The organism is Nocardioides sp. NPDC051685 (genome assembly GCF_044453405.1).
GTDB lineage: Bacteria > Actinomycetota > Actinomycetes > Propionibacteriales > Nocardioidaceae > Nocardioides.
The window spans coordinates 154,678-172,155 of sequence record NZ_JBITCR010000007.1 but is presented as its reverse complement, the minus strand read 5'-3'; the positions used below and the strand labels follow the sequence as shown (position 1 = coordinate 172,155).

Annotated in this window: 18 protein-coding genes and 1 pseudogene; 8 read left to right on the top strand and 11 right to left on the bottom strand. The window is 68.3% G+C overall.

The genetic code is table 11. The features are described 5' to 3' along the window. Positions 1-4: 4 nt before the first annotated feature. Genes ACIA03_RS20770 through ACIA03_RS20755 form a run of 4 tightly spaced genes read left to right on the top strand, consistent with a single transcriptional unit; the run spans position 5 to position 3,660 of the window. Entirely contained in the window at positions 5-1,300 is a 1,296-nt protein-coding gene (locus ACIA03_RS20770) for an ArsA family ATPase (RefSeq protein ID WP_396985984.1), read from the top strand. After that, positions 1,297-1,719 carry a hypothetical protein gene (locus ACIA03_RS20765; protein ID WP_396985982.1) on the top strand — a complete coding sequence of 141 codons (423 nt, stop codon included), beginning with the start codon at positions 1,297-1,299 and terminating at the stop codon, positions 1,717-1,719. Before ACIA03_RS20770 ends, ACIA03_RS20765 begins: the two co-directional genes overlap by 4 nt. A 3-nt stretch (positions 1,720-1,722) precedes the next feature. Then, the gene (locus tag ACIA03_RS20760) at positions 1,723-2,673 is read left to right on the top strand and encodes an ROK family glucokinase (RefSeq protein ID WP_396985980.1); all 951 of its coding nucleotides are present in this window, start codon (positions 1,723-1,725) and stop codon (positions 2,671-2,673) included. Positions 2,674-2,697: 24 nt separating this feature from the next. Beyond that, the gene (locus ACIA03_RS20755; protein WP_396985978.1) at positions 2,698-3,660 is read left to right on the top strand and encodes an ROK family protein; all 963 of its coding nucleotides are present in this window, start codon (positions 2,698-2,700) and stop codon (positions 3,658-3,660) included. On the opposite strand, the gene ACIA03_RS20750 is transcribed toward ACIA03_RS20755, so the two are convergent. Next, positions 3,657-4,145 carry a hypothetical protein gene (locus ACIA03_RS20750; protein WP_396985976.1) on the bottom strand — a complete coding sequence of 163 codons (489 nt, stop codon included), beginning with the start codon at positions 4,143-4,145 and terminating at the stop codon, positions 3,657-3,659. The genes ACIA03_RS20755 and ACIA03_RS20750 overlap by 4 nt on opposite strands. 181 nt (positions 4,146-4,326) lie before the next feature. Here ACIA03_RS20750 and ACIA03_RS20745 point away from each other — a divergent pair, with 181 nt between their 5' ends. From ACIA03_RS20745 to ACIA03_RS20730, 4 genes are read left to right on the top strand one after another with little or no spacing between them, the layout of a single operon-like run. Further along, positions 4,327-5,079, top strand: a complete 753-nt coding sequence (locus ACIA03_RS20745) for a lysophospholipid acyltransferase family protein (protein WP_396985974.1) — start codon at positions 4,327-4,329, stop codon at positions 5,077-5,079. Continuing rightward, entirely contained in the window at positions 5,076-5,561 is a 486-nt protein-coding gene (locus tag ACIA03_RS20740) for a flavin reductase family protein (protein ID WP_396986161.1), read from the top strand. The genes ACIA03_RS20745 and ACIA03_RS20740 overlap by 4 nt, the downstream gene beginning before the upstream one ends. Next, the gene (locus ACIA03_RS20735) at positions 5,558-6,403 is read left to right on the top strand and encodes an arylamine N-acetyltransferase (RefSeq protein WP_396985972.1); all 846 of its coding nucleotides are present in this window, start codon (positions 5,558-5,560) and stop codon (positions 6,401-6,403) included. Before ACIA03_RS20740 ends, ACIA03_RS20735 begins: the two co-directional genes overlap by 4 nt. Before the next feature lie 25 nt (positions 6,404-6,428). Further along, on the top strand, positions 6,429-7,331 hold the full coding sequence (locus tag ACIA03_RS20730; protein ID WP_396985970.1) for a hypothetical protein: 903 nt from the start codon (positions 6,429-6,431) through the stop codon (positions 7,329-7,331). Positions 7,332-7,389: 58 nt separating this feature from the next. On the opposite strand, the gene ACIA03_RS20725 is transcribed toward ACIA03_RS20730, so the two are convergent. From ACIA03_RS20725 to ACIA03_RS20680, 10 genes and pseudogenes are all read right to left on the bottom strand, one after another. Further along, positions 7,390-7,923 carry a GNAT family N-acetyltransferase gene (locus ACIA03_RS20725; protein ID WP_396985968.1) on the bottom strand — a complete coding sequence of 178 codons (534 nt, stop codon included), beginning with the start codon at positions 7,921-7,923 and terminating at the stop codon, positions 7,390-7,392. 172 nt (positions 7,924-8,095) lie between these two features. Beyond that, positions 8,096-8,437: a DUF202 domain-containing protein gene (locus tag ACIA03_RS20720; RefSeq protein WP_396985966.1), complete on the bottom strand. Its 342-nt coding sequence runs from the start codon at positions 8,435-8,437 to the stop codon at positions 8,096-8,098. Beyond that, on the bottom strand, positions 8,434-8,793 hold the full coding sequence (locus ACIA03_RS20715) for a YidH family protein (RefSeq protein WP_396985963.1): 360 nt from the start codon (positions 8,791-8,793) through the stop codon (positions 8,434-8,436). Before ACIA03_RS20715 ends, ACIA03_RS20720 begins: the two co-directional genes overlap by 4 nt. After that, positions 8,790-9,806 carry a formylglycine-generating enzyme family protein gene (locus tag ACIA03_RS20710; protein ID WP_396985961.1) on the bottom strand — a complete coding sequence of 339 codons (1,017 nt, stop codon included), beginning with the start codon at positions 9,804-9,806 and terminating at the stop codon, positions 8,790-8,792. Before ACIA03_RS20710 ends, ACIA03_RS20715 begins: the two co-directional genes overlap by 4 nt. Then, on the bottom strand, positions 9,803-12,262 hold the full coding sequence (locus ACIA03_RS20705; RefSeq protein ID WP_396985959.1) for a beta-glucosidase H: 2,460 nt from the start codon (positions 12,260-12,262) through the stop codon (positions 9,803-9,805). The genes ACIA03_RS20710 and ACIA03_RS20705 overlap by 4 nt, the downstream gene beginning before the upstream one ends. Before the next feature lie 95 nt (positions 12,263-12,357). Beyond that, positions 12,358-13,710, bottom strand: coding sequence for an MFS transporter (locus ACIA03_RS20700; RefSeq protein ID WP_396985957.1), 1,353 nt, complete (start codon positions 13,708-13,710; stop codon positions 12,358-12,360). A gap of 40 nt (positions 13,711-13,750) precedes the next feature. Continuing rightward, positions 13,751-15,517 (bottom strand): sulfatase, encoded by a 1,767-nt coding sequence (locus tag ACIA03_RS20695; RefSeq protein ID WP_396985955.1) that lies wholly within the window; start codon positions 15,515-15,517, stop codon positions 13,751-13,753. Between the two features lie 60 nt (positions 15,518-15,577). Next, positions 15,578-16,228 carry a PadR family transcriptional regulator gene (locus tag ACIA03_RS20690; protein ID WP_396985953.1) on the bottom strand — a complete coding sequence of 217 codons (651 nt, stop codon included), beginning with the start codon at positions 16,226-16,228 and terminating at the stop codon, positions 15,578-15,580. A gap of 145 nt (positions 16,229-16,373) precedes the next feature. After that, positions 16,374-16,490, bottom strand: a pseudogene (locus ACIA03_RS20685) (nuclear transport factor 2 family protein); the annotation flags it as partial. 98 nt (positions 16,491-16,588) lie between these two features. Continuing rightward, a complete protein-coding gene (locus tag ACIA03_RS20680; protein WP_396985951.1) occupies positions 16,589-17,461 on the bottom strand; it encodes a metallophosphoesterase in 873 nt (290 codons plus the stop codon). Positions 17,462-17,478 lie beyond the last annotated feature (17 nt).

Sequence of the window (17,478 nt, the reverse complement as noted above, 5' to 3'; positions counted from 1 at the left end):
CTTCGTGAGAATCCTTCTCTTCACCGGCAAGGGCGGCGTCGGCAAGTCCACCGTCTCGGCCGGCACCGCGGCGATGTCCGCGGCCCGCGGTCTGCGCACCCTGGTCCTCTCCACCGACGCCGCCCACTCCCTGGGCGACGCGTTCGGGGTGACGGGTGCCCTCGGTTCGGAGCCCGTCGAGGTCACCCCGCACCTCTACGTCCAGCATGTCGACGCGCAGCGTCGCTTCGAGCAGTCCTGGGCGGAGGTGCAGGGCTATCTGCTCAGCGTCCTGGACACGATCGGGGTCGACCGGATCGCGGCCGAGGAGCTGACCGTCATCCCCGGTGCCGAGGAGGTCTTCGCCCTCCTGGAGCTGCGCCGGATGGCGGTCTCGGGGGAGTGGGACACGATCGTGGTCGACTGCGCCCCGACCGCCGAGACGCTGCGGCTGCTCGCCCTTCCCGAGGCGCTGGGGTGGTATCTGGAGCGGATCCTCCCGGTCCAGCGCAAGATGGTGAAGGCGCTCAAGCCGGTGCTGACCAAGGCCGCCGGGGTGCCGATGCCCGGTGACTCCGTCTTCGACGCCCTGGTCCGGCTCCACGACGAGCTCGCGGAGGTCCGGGAGCTGCTGTCGGGCCCCGAGGCGTCCGTACGCATCGTGCTGACCCCCGAGCGGGTCGTGCTCGCCGAGGCCCGACGGTCCTGGACGACGCTCTCCCTCTACGGCTACCGCGTCGACGGCGTCGTCGCCAACCGGATCTTCCCGGCGGGCGGCTCCGACGACTGGCGGGCCGGCTGGGTCAAGGCCCAGGACGACGTGCTCGGCGACGTGGGCGCCTCCTTCGAGGGGCTGCCCGTCTGGCGCTCGTTCTACCGCCCGACTGAGCCGGTGGGGGTCGACGACCTGCGCGAGGTCGCCGAGGCGGCATACGCCTCCGCGCTTCGCGCGGTTACTCCTTCGCTCGGCGCGAGCGGACGAGCAAGCTCGCCGCTCGACCTCGCTCAGGTCGTCTGGACGGGCAGCGTCGACCCGCTGGCCGTCCCCGACACGCCGGCGCCGTTCCGGACCGAGGCCGATGGCGACACCACCGTCGTCCGGCTGGCGCTCCCCGGACTGGCCCAGTGGGTCGAGCGCGACCAGGTCCAGCTGGGCCGCAACGGCGACGAGCTGGCGATCACCGTGGGGGGCTATCGGCGCCTGCTGACCCTGCCCGCCGCACTTGCCCGGATGCGCGTCAGTGGGGCGCGCGTCGAGGGCGGGGAGCTGCGAGTAACGTTTTCTCGTCAGACGACGAACACCGAGAGTGAGAAATCGTGAGCGAGCAGCGCCACGAGTGGGCGGACGAGCCGTTGGGGTCGACCGCCGAGGAGCTCGGCAGGCTGATGGAGGCCATCGGCGAGTGGGCCAAGGACTCCCGGATCGGCCATCTCGCCGAGGGGCTCGGGGAGCATCTCGGAACGGGGGCACCGGAGTGCACCTACTGCCCGCTGTGCCGTACCGTTCATGTCCTCCGGGAGTCGAGCCCGGAGGTCAAGGTGCATCTGGCCAGCGCTGCCGCATCGTTGGTGCAGGCCGCGGCCACGGTGCTCAACGCGGCGGCCACGAGTCCGGGTGCTGGCCCTAGTGAAGGCGAGGATGCTCACAGTGATGGCGTGCGGGCTGAGGAAGATGCGACCCGGGACTGGGCGCGACGCTCGGAGAAGGTCGACCGGATCGATCTCGACGGCTGGAGCTGAGGCATGACGACGAAGAAGCTCTCCTGCGGGGTCGACGTCGGGGGCACCAAGATCCTCGGCGGCGTCGTCGACCACGACGGCAACATCATCGAGGACCACCGCGTCGAGTCGCCGGCGAAGAGCCCGGAGGCCATCGAGGCAGCCATCGTCGAGGTGGTCCAGGAGCTCAAGACCAAGCACCCGATCGAGTGCGTCGGCATCGGCGCCGCGGGCTACATCGACAAGAACCGTTCGACGGTCCTGTTCGCCCCCAACATCGCCTGGCGCGACGTACCGCTCAAGGAGCGCCTGGAGAAGGTCCTCGAGCTGCCGGTCGTGATCGAGAACGACGCCAACGCGGCTGCGTGGGGCGAGTTCGAGTACGGCGCGGGTGCCGAGGTCGACAACATGATGCTGGTGACCGTCGGCACCGGTGTCGGCGGCGGCCTGGTGCTCGAGGGCGACCTCTACCGCGGTGCCTTCGGCGTCGGCGCCGAGATCGGCCACATGCGAGTCGTGCCCAACGGCCATCTGTGCGGCTGCGGCAACCGCGGCTGCTGGGAGCAGTACGCCTCGGGGTCGGCCCTGGTGCGCAACGTCCGCGACGCCGCGCGCGGCGGCTCGCTGCTGGCTCGCGAGGTCCTGGACCGCGCCGAGGGCGACCTTGCCAAGATCAAGGGTCCGCTGATCACCGAGGCCGCCCGCGACGGCGACGCCTTCGCGATCGAGGCGCTCACCGACCTCGGCATCTGGCTTGGTGAGGGGATCGCCTCCATCGCCGCCGTCCTCGACCCGGCGGTCGTCGCGATCGGCGGCGGCGTAGCCGAGGCCGAGGACTTGCTGTTGGGCCCGGCTCGGCGCGCCTTCGAGGCGCAGTTGACCGGTCGCGGACATCGCCCGATGCTCGACATCCGCAAGGCGACGCTGGGCAACGAGGCCGGCCTGATCGGCGCGGCCGACCTGGCCCGCAAGTGAGCCGGATCCAGTGAGCCAGATCCCGTGAGTCTGCACATCGGTGTCGACATCGGCGGCACCAAGGTGCTCGCGGCGGAGGTCTCACCGGCCGGTGAGGTGCTCCGCACGGCTCACCGCAGCACGCCGGGGCGCCGGGTCGAGCTCGAGCTGGTGGAGGACGCGCTGACCGAGGCGGTCACCGAGGTGGCCGCCGGCCGGCCCGTCGCCGGTGTCGGGCTGGCCGCCGCAGGGTTCGTCGACGCGGCGGGCGAGCGGGTCATGTTCGCTCCCCACCTGCCCTGGCGTGGCGAGCCGACCCTGACCCGGCTCTCCTCGCGATGGGGCACCCGGGTGGCGCTCGACAACGACGCCAACTGTGCCGCGCTGGCCGAGCTGGAGCTCGGCGTGGCCCGTGGCGTCGATTCGGCCCTGCTCATCACCCTCGGCACCGGCATCGGCGGCGCCGTGATCCTCGACGGCCGGATCGTCCGGGGTCGCAACGGCATGGCCGGCGAGTTCGGCCACATGCAGGTCGTGCCCGGGGGGCTGCCGTGCGAGTGCGGTCTCACCGGCTGCTGGGAGCAGTACTCCTCCGGCAACGCGCTGGTCGCCTTCGTGCGCGCCCGCGTGGAGACCGAGGAGTACGCCGGCTGCGCGCTCGACGAGCTGGCCGCGGGCGACCCGCTCAAGATCACCGGCCCGGCGGTCACCGCCGCCGCGGCTCGCGGCGATGCGCTCGCGCTGGCTGCGTACGACTCGGTGGGAGAGTGGCTGGGTGTCGGGATGGCCGGTCTGGTGGCCGCTTTCGACCCCGAGCTGCTGGTCGTCGGTGGCGGAGTCTCGACTGCGGGCGATCTGCTCCTGGCGCCCGCCCGGACGGCTCTCGAGGCCTCGCTCGTCGGTCGCCTCCACCGCGAGGTTCCGCCGATCGTGGAAGCAGCCTTCGGCGCGGAGGCCGGCGTCGTCGGGGCGGCGATCCTGGCCCGACGCCTCACCGGCGAGAGCTAGACCCGCGCGCCGTCGTCCCAGGGTTCGCGGGGCTCGGACGGCATGGTCATCAGCAGGTAGACGAAGCCGCCGAGGAAGGCGGCGACGAGGGCGCCGATGACCCAGCTGCTGAAATGGCGGTCGGTGATCTGGGTGACCACGATCAGGACCAGCACGGCGACCGGGGCACCGAGTACGCCGATCCAGGCGAGAAGGCGTGCGGGGGTCGGCTTCGGCAGCGGCGGCGGAGGCGGCGGGACATAGCCCTCGTCGTCATCGCGCCACATGTCCTCGTAGGAATCCGGTTCCTCGACCGGCTCGACGATGTCGATCTTCTTCTCGAAGAGGCCGCGGGAGACGGGCTCCTCCTCGAGGGCGGGGCGGTCGCCGTAGTTCTCGACGATCTCGCGCCATGCCTCCTCGTCCGACGGCCGGTCCTCCGGAGGCACGGAGGCGTCGTCGGAGGCCCCGGTCGTGTCCTCGGGCAGGTCGTCTCGCTCGCTCACGCCGCCACCTCCGTTGCGCAAGCGCCAGAGTACGGACGTGGCGGCGTGTTGATGCGTTGGTTCACTCGCTGACGCTCGCTCACTCTTCCAGCCTAGCCGGATCTCATGACAGGGTGCGGGAGTAGAAGTACCTGTCTCGTTATAGGCTCACGGGTCGAAGACAAATATGGAAGGCGATGGGGTGTCGACGAAGCTCTTCTACTCGTTCTTGAAGTGGGTCGCGGTCGGTCCTCTGCTCCGGGCGGTGTTCCGCCCGACCTGGGAGGGTGTCGAGAACATCCCGCGCAAGGGCCCGGCGATCCTGGCCGGCAACCACCTCTCCTACGCCGACTGGCTCTTCATGCCGCTGGGCTCACCGCGGATGGTGCGGTTCGTGGCGAAGGCGGAGTATTTCACCGGCACGGGTGTGAAGGGTTTCCTGCAGCGTGCGTTCTTCAGCGGCACCGGCAACGTCCCGATCGACCGGTCGGGAGCGACGGCGGCCGAGGGCGCCCTGATCGCCGCGAAGCGGGTGCTCGGCGACGGCGAGCTCTTCGGGATCTATCCCGAGGGCACCCGTTCTCACGACGGCAAGCTCTACCGCGGCCGCACCGGCATCGCCCGGTTGGCGCTGGACACCGGCGCTCCGGTGATCCCGGTCGCCGTGATCGGCACCGACGTGATCGCGCCCCCGGGCAAGAAGCTCGGCAAGATCGTCCGGCCGCGCATCATCTTCGGCAAGCCCCTGGACTTCTCGCGCTACGAGGGCATGGCCAACGACCGCTACATCCTGCGTGCGATCACCGACGAGATCGTCTACGAGATCCTGAAGCTGTCCGGCCAGGAGTACGTCGACATGTACGCCACCGACGCCAAGAAGCTGGCCGACGGCAAGAAGCCCTCGAAGAAGCCCGGGAAGAAGAACTCCGCGCGGCCTACCAAGGACGTAGCCTGACGATCCACTCGTCCCACCCGTTCCCGACGCCGGAGGATCCGGTACGCCGGCTGCGTGGTCGTCTGGGTGGGCGGGTGTCGCTGTGGACCTCCGGGTCCTCCGGGCTCACGGTGTCGTCGCTGATGGTGGCCAACGGCTCGCCGGGAGCCGTGCTCGGGCTGATCGATCCCGACTCGGACCTCCGCGACGAGCTCGAGGAGACCGGCGTCGGGGTCGTGTCGCTGCTCCACTGGCGCCACCGGGACCTGGCCGAGGCGTTCGGGGGCACCACACCCGCTCCCGGAGGAGCGTTCCGGACGGGGACGTGGGAGACGACCGAGTTCGGCCGGCGGCTCGCCGACGCGCCGACCTGGGCGGGCGTACGCCTGGTCTCGATGCACGAAATCGGCTGGTCCGCCCTGGCGACCTGCGAGATCGTGTCGCTCGAGGTCGGTGACGACGCCGACCCGCTGGTCCACCGGCACGGAAGGTACGAACGATGATCGACGGCTATCTGCGACGGCTCGGCATCGACGGGCGGCCGGAGGCGACGTACGGGACGCTTGTCGATCTTCATCACCGACACCTCGACACGCTTCCCTACGAGAACCTCTCGATCATGCTCGCGGCCATCGGGGCGTCGAGGGCGCCCGACGTCGTCGACCCCGTGGAGACGCTCGAGCGGGTGGCGGCCGGGGGCAACGCCGGTTACTGCTTCCACAACAACGGCGTCTTTTCGCTGGCGCTCGCCGAGCTGGGCTTCGACGTCGTACGGCGCACCGGCCAGATGCTCGAGGCGACCGGTCCGTCGGGGACGCTGGACCATCTGGCGCTGGAGATCCGCGGTCTGCCGACCGCGACCAACCCTGGTGGGCGGTGGGTGGCCGATGTCGGCTACGGGGACGGCTTCCGCGACCCGTTGCCGCTGGTCGAGGGGCACTTCCGGCAGTCCGGGTTCGTCTACCGGCTGGCCCGCGTGGGGGAGTCGGGATGGACGTTCCACCACGATCCGCACGGCTCGTTCAACGGCTCCTTCGTGCGGGGGAGCGTGACACAGGAGGACGTCGCGGCCTCGCATCTGCGGCTCTCCACCCCGCCCGACGGCGACTTCACACGCAAGCTCGTCGTGCAGCGACGGGACGAGTCCGGCGCCGAGACGGTCCGCTCCATCCGGCACATCCGCAGCGGAGAGGGGGCCTTCGAGCGCGAGCTGCGTGACTTCGAGGAGTGGCGTACTGCCCTGGGTGGGCTCGGGCTGTCGTTCCGGGGTGTCGAGGAGGACGCGCTGCGCGAGCTCCACAAGCGACAGGCGGCCGAGTACGACGAGTGGTTGCTGACGCGGTAGCCGGCGACGTGCTGAGATGGCGGACATGAGCGACGACGCACCTGCCTTTGAGCTGCTCGACATCGCGGCCGAGCTCTACGGACTTCCGCTGACCGACTTCACCCCCGAGCGTGACGCGCGGGCCAAGGGACTGAAGGGCACGGCACTGGCGGGTCCGGTCAAGGCGTTCAAGAAGCCGTCGACGGCCGCGTGGGTGGTGAACCTGCTGGTGCGCTACGAGACCGAGCAGGTGGAGCAGGTGATCTCGGTGGGCGCTCTGCTGCGTGAGGCGCAGACCGGCATGGACGCCGCCCAGCTGCGTGAGCTCACCAAGCAGCGCCGCCAGCTGACCGCGGCCGTGACGACCCGCGCACGTGGCCTCGCCCGCGAGCACGGTCTCCGGGTGACCGAGGCGGTGGCCACCCAGGTCGAGGCGACGTTGACCGCGGCGATGATCGACGAGTCCGCCGCCCAGGCCGTACGCAGCGGCCTGCTGGTCTCCCCGTTGTCCGCGACCGGTATCGACGCCGTGGACGCGGCCGGCGCGGTCGCGTTGCCCGACGCGCTGGGCTTCGAGGTCCCCGAGGTCGTCCCGCCGCCCCCGGAGCCGTTGCGCGCGGTCCCCGACCTGCCTGACACGGCGGCGCTCGACGAGGCCCGGGAGGCGCTCGAGGAGGCGGAGTCCGCGCTCTCCGGCGCCGAGGCTCAGCGGGACAAGGCGGTCTCCGCCTTCAAGGACATCGAGGCGAGATCGCTCCAGGTGAAGTCCGAGATCGAGGACCTACGCCGCCGGCTCGCCGACCTGGAGGCGGCCGCCGTCGACGTCGACGACGAGCTCACCGAGGCGGAGGACGAGCGCGAGTCCGCCGAGACGGCGGTCTCGGAGGCCGTCGCCGCGCGGGACGCGGCAGCCGCCGAGGTCGAGCGCCTCGGGTCTGCCGGGCGCTGACGTGCTACCCGCATGCGTGGCGCCGCCGGAGAGGTTGTTCTCCTTCGCGCGTTGAGCCTCAGACGGTGACGGCTTTCCGCATCCGGACCAGCGGGACCGGTGCGCCGCCGCGGTCGTCGGTGATCCGCTCGACCGGTTCGAAGCCGTACGTCCGGTAGAGCGGCTCGCCGGACAGCGTGCCCATCAGCTCGAGGGCGGTGAAGCCCTCTGCCGCGGCTGCTCGCTCGCACAGCTCCAGGATCAGCCTGCCCACGCCGCGACGGGCGAAGGCCGGGTTGGTGTACATCGCCCGCACCCTGGCCGGGTCCTTCGCAGGGTCGAGGAGCGCCGGCTCGCGGCCGGGGGTGTGGTCGCCGCCGTAGAGGGTCGCCCTCCGGCTCCAGCCGCCGCAGCCGGCGATCTCGTCGTCCTCTTCGACCACGAAGTATGTGCCGTCCTCGATCAGCTGGGTGTCGATGCCCATCACCGTTCTGCTCGAGGTGATCTGGGCTTCGGTCAGGAACCCCTTCTGGAGCTCGGCGATCGAGCTGTTCATGATCGCGGTCAGGGCCGGGATGTCTTCTGGTGTCGCGATTCGGTGGGTGAAGGGCACGAAGGTGAGCCTGCCATGTCCATCCCTGCGAGTGGCAGATGTTGGCGAGGACGGGACTTCTGTGCGTGATATCACGCGGATCCGACGATGGCTGATGATGTCAACCACGTGGGTGAGCCGGTGGGTGCGCGCGCTACGGGCTTCGACCGGCTGTGCTCAGCCCGGTGCTACCTCACGTCGACAGGCTCATTGACAAGAATGCCATGCAGGCAACGGCCAGGATCCCTGATGACACCGCAGCGAGGACGAGTGGGAGTCCGTCCTGTCCGGTAGATCCTGTGCGGATCAGCGATTCGTGCCCACGGCGGTACCTGGCCGAAGCCGTGAAGTAGGCAGCGATCCCCATGCCTGCGCCGCCGATGGCAAGAGGTAGCGCGAGGAATCCGAGCGTGGGCCCGGTGAAACGGAATGCGACGACGCTCGCGGCTGCAAATGCCAGGCTCGTGCGACGCCACGCCAGAAGCGTGCGCTCAGGTTGGAGACCAGGATCGAACACCCTGTCGGCGACGGTCATGCAACTGCGCCGATGGCAAGCAACGTGATGGCTACGACGACTCCGACGACCATCACTGCGCCGAATGTCAGGCCTGGTAGCGGGGTGTGATGCCTCAGCGCTTTCTCCGTGCCTGCCCAGCCGAACCATGCCTGGAACGTCGCGGCCCCGCCGAGGACGACGAAGACGATCGCGGCCGCGGTGCGCCACAATGGCGATTCCGGGATGGAGAGAGCCGCCAGCGCGAATGACGCTGCGTACAGCGCGAGCGCCGTGCGCAACCAGGCGAGAAAGGTGCGCTCGTTCGCGAGGCTGAACCGGGGGTCCGGCTCCTCTCCTTCACCGTAGACGTGCTGCGGGAATCGCTTGCGGCTCATCGAACCCTCCTGGTCGGTGCGGTGGCCGGGCCGAGCGCGACGGTACGGAACCCGGCGTTCCCCATCGACGAGTCAGGCGTGTTCTGCGAGCGTGCGGAATTGCGGTAACGGTTGCAGTAGGAGATGTGACACAGATAGCTGCCGCCGCGGAGCACGCGCACCTGCCCGGTGGTGGGGCCGACCGGATTCGTGGGTGCGTGGCGAGCGTAGGCGTCGGGGCTGAACCAGTCCTGACACCACTCCCACACATTCCCGACGGCCTGCCACAGCCCGTACCCGTTCGGTTCAAAGCTGCGCACCGGCGCTGTCGTCAGCCAGCCGTCTTCAAGAGTGTTCTCCTGTGGAAACCGGCCTTGCCAGATATTGGCCCGCCACCCGCCCGCGTCGACTTCGGCGTCACCCCAGGGATACTTCGCGTTCGCGATTCCACCGCGCGCGGCGTACTCCCACTCGGCCTCGGTGGGGAGGCGCCGTCCCGCCCATTCGGCGTAGGCGACAGCGTCGTTCCAGCTCACGTGGACGACGGGGTGGTCCGACAGTCCGTCGACAGTTGATCGAGGCCCGCCCGGGTGGCGCCAGTCCGCTCCTCGCACACCGAACCACCACGGTGTGCCGGCGGCCGGCCCCATGATGGCTTCGGCTTCGGCATCCACGGCGCGATAGAACACAGCGGAGAAGCCGATGATCTCCGCTTCAGTCTGGTAGCCGGTCTCGTCCACGAACCGGGCGAAGTCACGATTTGTCACCGGCGTTGCGTCGATGTCGAACGTGTCCAGCTGGACCTCGTGCAAAGGCACCTCTCCATCGCCGGGATTGCGGTCGCCCGATGAGTCACCCATCAGGAAGGAGCCGGCGGGAATGTGGGCCTGCTCGATCATGTGACGTCCGCGCACTGGAGCAATGCGGGATGGCGCGCGGACGGGAACCTGTGGAACCTGCCCGGAGAACTGCCCGCGCTCTGGGCCGCTGCATCCGCAGGTGCAGACGTTCTCGAACGCGTTGTCGACGGTCATGGGACGCACACCGTCACCGTCTCGGGTAGGTCGGCGACGCTGGTGCCGATCCGCAGCACATACTCGCCGGGCTCCAGTGTCCAACCGCCGTCCCAGTGTTCGAGGGCTCGGCGGGGAATGGTGGCGCGAATGACCTGCTCTGTCCCCGCGGCGGCGCGGACTGCGGCGAAGCCGACCAGCCAGCGTACTGGGCGGTCGACAGTGGAGTCTGGCCGCTCGGCGTAGACCTGGACAACGTGCTTACCAGCGCGCTGGCCGGTGTTCGCCACAGGCACCTCGACCGTCCAGCCCGTGTCGTGCGCGCGTACTTCGGGCGAGCCCAGGCTCCACGTGGTGTATCCAAGGCCGAAGCCGAAGGGGAATGCGGGCTCGATGCCGGCTTTCAGCCAGGCGCGGTAACCGATGTGCACGCCCTCTTCGTAACGCACTACGCCTTCGATCGGCGTCGTGCTGCTGACGGGGGCGTCCTCAAGACGTTTCGGCCAGGTCGTGGGCAGGCGCCCACCTGCCTCCCGCACGCCTGTGAGGACGTCGGCGAGGGCGTGACCGTACTCCTGACCGCCGAACCACGACAGCAAGAGCGCGGCAGTACGGTCACGCCATGGCAGTTCCACGGGCGCGCCGGAGTTGACGATCACGATCGTACGCGGGTTTGCGGCGAGAACGGCCTCCACGAGTTCGTCCTGGCGCCCGGGCAGGGCGAGCGAGCTGCGGTCGTAACCCTCCGACTCCACTCGCGAGTTTGTGCCGACGACGAGGACTGCGACATCTGCCGCCCTGGCTGCTGCTGCCGCCTCGGCGATGAGGGCGGATGGTTCGCTGGTGTCCTGCTCGGTGCCGATCGTCACGCTCATCGCGTTGCCCATGCCGGCCAGATGCAGTGGGCGCAGCTCGAACCGGATGTCGATCGGCGTCGCAGCCGTAACCTCTACGGGTGCGGAATTCGAGGGCGGCGTCAGGAAGGCGGCACCGAGGTCGGAGCCCACGGGCTCTGCCTTGACGTCGACGATCGCTTCCCCGTCCACGAGAACTCGTCCTTCGCCGACACCTGCGAAGCCAAGCAGAATCGTGCCGTTCTCGGCGGGCGTGTAGCGGGTGGTGAACTCGAACAAGGCTGCGTCAGCGACTGGAGCCTCGCCACCGAAGTAGACCAGTGCGCTCGCGCGGCGGTCCTCCACGAACATTTCGCCGCCTTCGGCATCGAGGAAGCGTACCCGCGCCCCTGGCTCACCTGTGGTGGGATTGGTCATGGTGTCGAGGGGCAGCTCGACGACACCTTCTTGCACCACGGCGCCGATGGAGTAGCTGACATCCGCTTCGGGGAAAGCTTCGCGGATGCCCGCGAGCGGCGACACGACCTTCTCGGGCAGAACCGTGGCGCTTCCGCCGCCCTGCGTGCGTGCGTCGCGGGCATTGTGGCCGATGACCGCGACGGACCTGATCCCGCTCGGCTCCAAAGGAAGGATGCCATCGTTGCGCGCGAGTACGGTGCCCTCGGCGGCTGCCTCGCGCGCGAAGGCGACGTCGTCCTCGAGGTCTACGGGTGTCGAGCTGACCTGTTCGACGCCGTCCAGGGCCCCTACCCGAGCGGCGAGGCGCAGTATCCGCAGTACCTTTCGGTCGACCACGGCCTCGGGGATCGCCCCCGCACGTACGGCTGCGACGAGCGCCTCGCCCCAGGGGCCGTCGGGGCCGGGCATGACAAGGTCCTGCGGGTGCTCGGCGCTGGCGATGCTGCGCACTGCAGTCCAGTCGCTGATGACGACGCCGTCGAACCCCCACTCTGACTTCAGCGGAGTTTCCAGGAGTTCGTTCTCGGTCATCGTCGCGCCGTTGACGGAGTTGTAGGCGCTCATTACCAGCCATGCCTGGGCCTCGACGATCGCCTTCTCGAACGCACGCAGGTACACCTCACGCAGCGTGCGCTCGTCGACCTGGACGTCGGCGGTGAAGCGGTCGGTCTCGAAGTCGTTGGCGACGTAGTGCTTCGGGGTTGCGCCGACGCCGTTGCGCTGGACACCTACGACGTAAGCGGCAGCGAGCTCGGCGGTGAGGATCGGATCTTCGCTGAACGCCTCGAAATGGCGGCCGCCGAGCGGTGAGCGGTGCAGATTGATCGTCGGGCCAAGTACGACGTCGACGTTCTTGCGGCGTGCCTCACGTGCCGAGGCTGCGCCGTAGCGGTCGGCGATGGTGATGTCCCACGAGGCCGACAGAGCGGTGGCCGAGGGCAGGTTGAGCGACGGGGACCGTTCATCCCAAGCCTCCCCGCGCACACCGCTCGGGCCGTCGGACACCAGAATCCGGCGCAGACCGATCCTCTCGAGTGGCCACGTCGTCCAGAAGTCGCGGCCTGTGAGGAGTTGAACCTTCTCCTCCAGGGTGAGCCTGTTGAGGCGTCGCTCCAACTCGGCGTTCTGCGCCGAGGGCGCCGAGTCCAGGTCATTTCCGATCATCGATCTCTTTCCTTCGTCATGGTGTTGTCGCGAGTCGGGGTGGCCCCGTCAACCGCGGTGCTGATGGCGGTGCGATGCGAGGGGGGTCGAGGCCGTCAGATGATCCCTGTGACCTGGGTACGACGCCTCGTGAGCTCGTTGTTGACCCGATCGGCGTCACGGGCATACGTGACGTAGAGCGCGCTCAGGACGAGGCCGTTGAGGATCATGAGACCGACGACCACCCACAGGAATACCGTCTGGATGCCGATCGCGGCGGCGAGCTGGCCAGCGACGAGCGCGAACAGCGCCCAGCCGATCGTTTCGAAGATCGTCAGCCAGATCGCGAAGCCTTGTGCGCGCAGTTCGGGGAGGATGACAGCCGCCACGATCGGCCGGTTCACGGGGACATTCAAACCCTGAGCGATCGCCATCAGGAACCAGAAGACGCCGTAGACGGCGATCCCGCCCGAGTAGGGGATCTGCGTACCGAAGAACGCAAAGATCGCGAATGCGAACTGCGCGGTCTGGAGCAGCAGCGGGCGGCCGGTCCGCGGCAGGGCTCTGTCGACGAAGCTCACTCCGATACCACCTCCGAGCGCGCCGATCACGTAGCCGATGCCGAAGGGGATGAGGACAATCGCGGCCGTAGCGTTGTGGAAACCACGCTCGGACACCAGGAAGGTGACACCGAAGATCGGGATGAGCAGGTGACCCGAGAGCAGACGCGAGAGCATCATGACGGAGTAGGTCGGAATGCGGAACAGGGAGAGCACCGAACGGAAGGTGACGCGCGTCGGGACCCGCTGATCCTCGGCGAGGTCGGCCAGCAGGGCCTCAGACGCTCCGACGCCAGGATCCTTGAAGCCGACGGCGACGACGGCTCCGGCCAAGATACAGATACCGCCGAGCGTGCACATCGCGTAGCGCCAGCCGTCGACACCGAGTTCGGTAAACGTGGCGATGGCGGGGCCGACGAACGAGGCGGCGCCATTGATGGATGCGTAAAGGACGCCAGCAGCCTTGCCGCGGTCCTTGTCCTCGAACGAGTCGGCGATGACAGCGTTCACGATGGGTGTCCCGCCGATGACCGACGCCACCATGAGTGTGTTGAACACAAGGAGCCATCCGAAGCTCGGCGAGAGTCCGGCGAGAACGCCGAAGAAACCGCCGAGCAGCGTGGTGGCCATGAGGGTCTCTTTGCGCCCGATCCGACCTGCGAGCCACACCCAGGCCGGACCCATGGGTGCGGACGCAACCTTGCCGAGCGCAGTGAGCGCGCCGAGGCCGGCGGCGGAGACGTTGAGTGCGGTAGCGATGCTTGGGAAGATCGTGGTGATCGCACTTGCTTCGGTGTTGTCCACCACACTGATGCCAGTGAGCGTCATCAGGTTACGCCACCGGCGCGGTACGTGGGCTGCCTTGGCCGCGGCGTGAGCCTCGGTCTCAGCAGGAGCGGGGGTTGTCATGTGCGGTGTTCCTATCTGTGGAGTCCGATCGACGCTGCGATCAGCGCATCGACAATGGGGTGGTCAGCGCATCGAGTTGGCGGGCGATGGCCCGTAGCGTGTGCACTGGGATGAGCGCCGCGCGCGCCAGCGTGATCAGGCTGAGTTGCGTGGGTAGAGCGACGAGTTCCGTATGGGTCGCTGCGGGAATCTCGCGCTCGAGGATCGTTCTCGTGGACGGATCGCTCAGAAGCGTCAGGAGCGGCTGCTCGAGCTGCTCGCGCGCTGGCAGGTCGTCGAGGTCGGGCATCGGCTCCAGCAGCGCTTCGGCGCGCCCGGCCTGGGCCCGCACCAGAAGATGCGACTCGTCAGGTTCGCCGTCGAGAGGGAGTCCTAGGCGCTCGAACTGGCTGGCCGGTGCATCGGACTGGCGCAGTAGGCGAGTCAGCAGGCGCACCATTCGTAGTTCGATCTGCGGATCGTCGATGGGGTTCTTCTGGTGTGGATCCGTCTCGAGATCGAACAGGAGGGTGCCGTGCTGCCAGGGATTCATCCATCCGGCCGCTGCCGGTATGAGCATCGTGCGGATCCCCTTGGTGAAGGGCAGCGGCTCCGCCGGCGTCCAAGCAGTCAGCTCCGCAGGTGAAAAACGGGCCCGCATGTGAGTTGGCATGAGGGTGTATTCCTCGAGCGGCGCATTGGAGATGTCGTAGGCACCGCGCATGTACACGTAACGTCCGTCCGTGACGTTGACATGACCGCCATGGATTCCGAAGAGCGCTCCGTCACGGATTCGGCGGTCGTCTTCGAGCACCTCGCTCAGGTCACGACCCTGCATGTCCGGTGTTGGCTCGATGTCGAAGAAACGCAGCAGCGTCGGGGCGATGTCGATCGTCTGCGCGAGCGCCCCGCGGCGGGTATCGGCACCTCGCCCACGCGGGTCCCAAAGGAACATCGGAAGATGCACGAGTTCGTTGAACCAGGGTTGCACCGACTTGGCCCACCAGCCGTGCTCGCCCAGAAGGAAGCCGTGATCGGTGTTGACAATGAGCATCGTGTCTTCCCACATGGCGTGCTCGTCCATGAAGTCGAGGACGCGGCCGAGCGAACGATCACACATGGATACCAAGGCGGCGTACTCGTATCTGGCGTGCTGGATCTGCTCCTCCGGCTCGGCCACCTTTTCGTAGCCGGGCCAGTCGAACTCGGGACCCTCGTAGTCGTGGGGGTAGAGCTCCTTGTAGGCCTCGTGGACGAAGAACGGCTCGTGTGGGTCGAAGAGTTCGATCTGCAGCATCCACTGGTCGCTGGCGACGTTTGCTTCGAGGAACTCGATGCCCGCATCGACGGTGCGCGTCTGTGAGTGTTCGGCCTCTGTCCGCATGTAGTCGCGGTTGATCTCGTCCTGACGCTTCATCGCCAGCCCGTCACCACGCAGGCGATCCACGACGCCCTTCCACGGGTCGCCCTCCTGCCCGCGGAAGAACTCCCATGTCGTGTACCGCGTGTGGTAGGTGGCGCCGCCGTCCTCCCAGTAATGGGGGTGGTCAGAGGCAAGATGAGTGTGAACTCCTGCCTGCTTGAGCATCTCGGGCATCGAGTCGTCGAACGGCTCCAACGGTCCCCAGGAGCGGTGGAGGAAGTTGTACCGACCGGTGTGGAGTTCGCGGCGGGCAGGCATGCACGGCATGGATCCGGCATAGAAGTTGTCGAAGGTCACCGCTCTGGCTGCGAGGCGGGCGAAGTTGGGGGCGTCGACGATGGTCTCCGCGTATGCGGGAATCATGTGGCGGTTGAGACTGTCGAACATTAAGACGATGGCCCTCACGGGTGGTTCTCTCCTCGGCAGGTCGGGTGGACAGGGCTGGGTCGGGAGCTGTGACGACGCTCAGCGAAGGGTGTCGAAGATGTGCAAGTAGTCAGAGATCTCAGCGTCCTCAGGCGTGTCGAGCAGGAAGGCGCGGAGTCGCTCGAGCGCCGCGACATGCTGATCCATGCCTGCCGCGCCCTTGCGATGCATCCACTCGTTGATGAGGCCAACCAGCGCTGGGTCCGATTCCGCGCCCTCGCGGACTTCGAGTTGGCGGTCGCGGTGGCGGTAGCGCGCGATTTCGTCGTGACGGGTGGACAACTCCGTCTCGATCAGCCGCAGGATCTGTTCACGCGTCATGAACTCGGCGAAGGCGAGGCGGGCGTCGAGGTCGGGGTCGTTGTATCGGGAGGGCGGCAAGTATGGCCCCGTGAGCCAGTCCAACAGGACCGTCATGCCCTCGTCAGTGATCCGGTAGGTCTTGGCGTCGGTCGCCCCGGCCCGCGGCTCGACCGTGTGCACGACCCAGCCGTTGTCCTCCATCCGAGCCAGCGAGCGATACACCTGGCTCATCTGGGTGTTCGAGCGCAGGAAGCGACCCTGCGTGTCGAGGTACTTCTTCAGGTCGTAACCGGTGCGCGGGTGCCGAGCCAGGACCCCGAGCAGGATGCTCTCGAGCTTCATTTCCATCCCCTCTTCGTTGTCGCGGATCGAGAAAAAGGATTCCACTTGTGTGATCCTCGTCACCGGGAAGGATGGCACAAGTATCATGCTTCCGCAAGAGAGGCCGGGTTCCCCGAGCGTGCCGGGGCAAGGCCTTGTTCGCGAGCTTCCAGACTCCGTCGACGAGCACGAGCAGGGATGCTTCTGTGACGGTGTCGGGGCCGTGGATGAGAGTCATCGTCGCTGTGGCGACGGCGCCGCGGACCTCGACGGAGTCGAGGTGACGTACGCGGTCCTTCTCATCAGGAGCGGGGGAGCCGGTGAACAGGCTGCCCTGGTCCTCGAGCGGCCAGGAGGCGAAGGTGCCTTCGCGGATGTTGTGACTACGGAAGTGTGACGAACGGCTTTCCGAGCGCGATGGGCACCTCAGCGCGGCTCGTCGGTGTCCTCCCCGGAGGCGGCGTCGTAGAGGTAGACCTGCTGGCCGGCACGGGGGTCGCGGGCGGTGATCACGAGGAAGGTGGGGGAGGCCGGATCGGCGAGGTCGACAACGGTGGCGCCGGCACCGAGCACGCCGCGTACGAGATGTGGGGGTGCGGTGGTGTCGATGCGGGTGACGACGCCGGGCGTCACCCAGACGGGTACGCCGGCGAGGAATCCGCTGACCTGGAAGTGGAGGTGGCCGGTGAGGATCGCGCGTACGTCGCTGCCGCGCACCACCCGGCCGAGGGCGGAGATGTTGCGGAGCACGACCTCGGCGACGTAGGGGAGCGAGGCGAGGTGGAGGGGCGGATGGTGCAGGACGAGGACCGTCCCGTCGCGCGTCGGAGTCGCCAGCTCGGCAGCGAGGTAGGCCAGCTGGTGCTCGTCCAGGAAACCGTGGGTCTCGCCCGGTACGAGGCTGTCGACGGTGACGACCCGGAGGTCGCCCAGGAAGCTGACGGCCGCGCAGAGGTCCGAGTCCGGATCGAGCAGGCGACCGCGGTCGCTGCCGTCGGCGTCCCGGTGTCCGCTGCCGAGCACCTCACGGAACGGTCCCCGGGCATCGTGGTTGCCGGTGGAGTAGATGTGCGGGATGCCGCGCTCGGCCGCGAACGCGCCCACCCGCTCCAGGACCGCGCGGCAGCCGGCGGCCGAGCCGTCGTCGGCGATGTCGCCGCTGACGACGACGGCGTCCAGGCCGGGCAGGTGGCGGGCGTCGCGCAGGATGCCCTCGAGTGCGGCCACGGCGTCGACGCCGTCCATGTCGGTGCCGCTCGCGGAGACGTGGGTGTCGGACAGGTGCAGGATCCGGGTCAATGTGGCTTCTCCTGTCG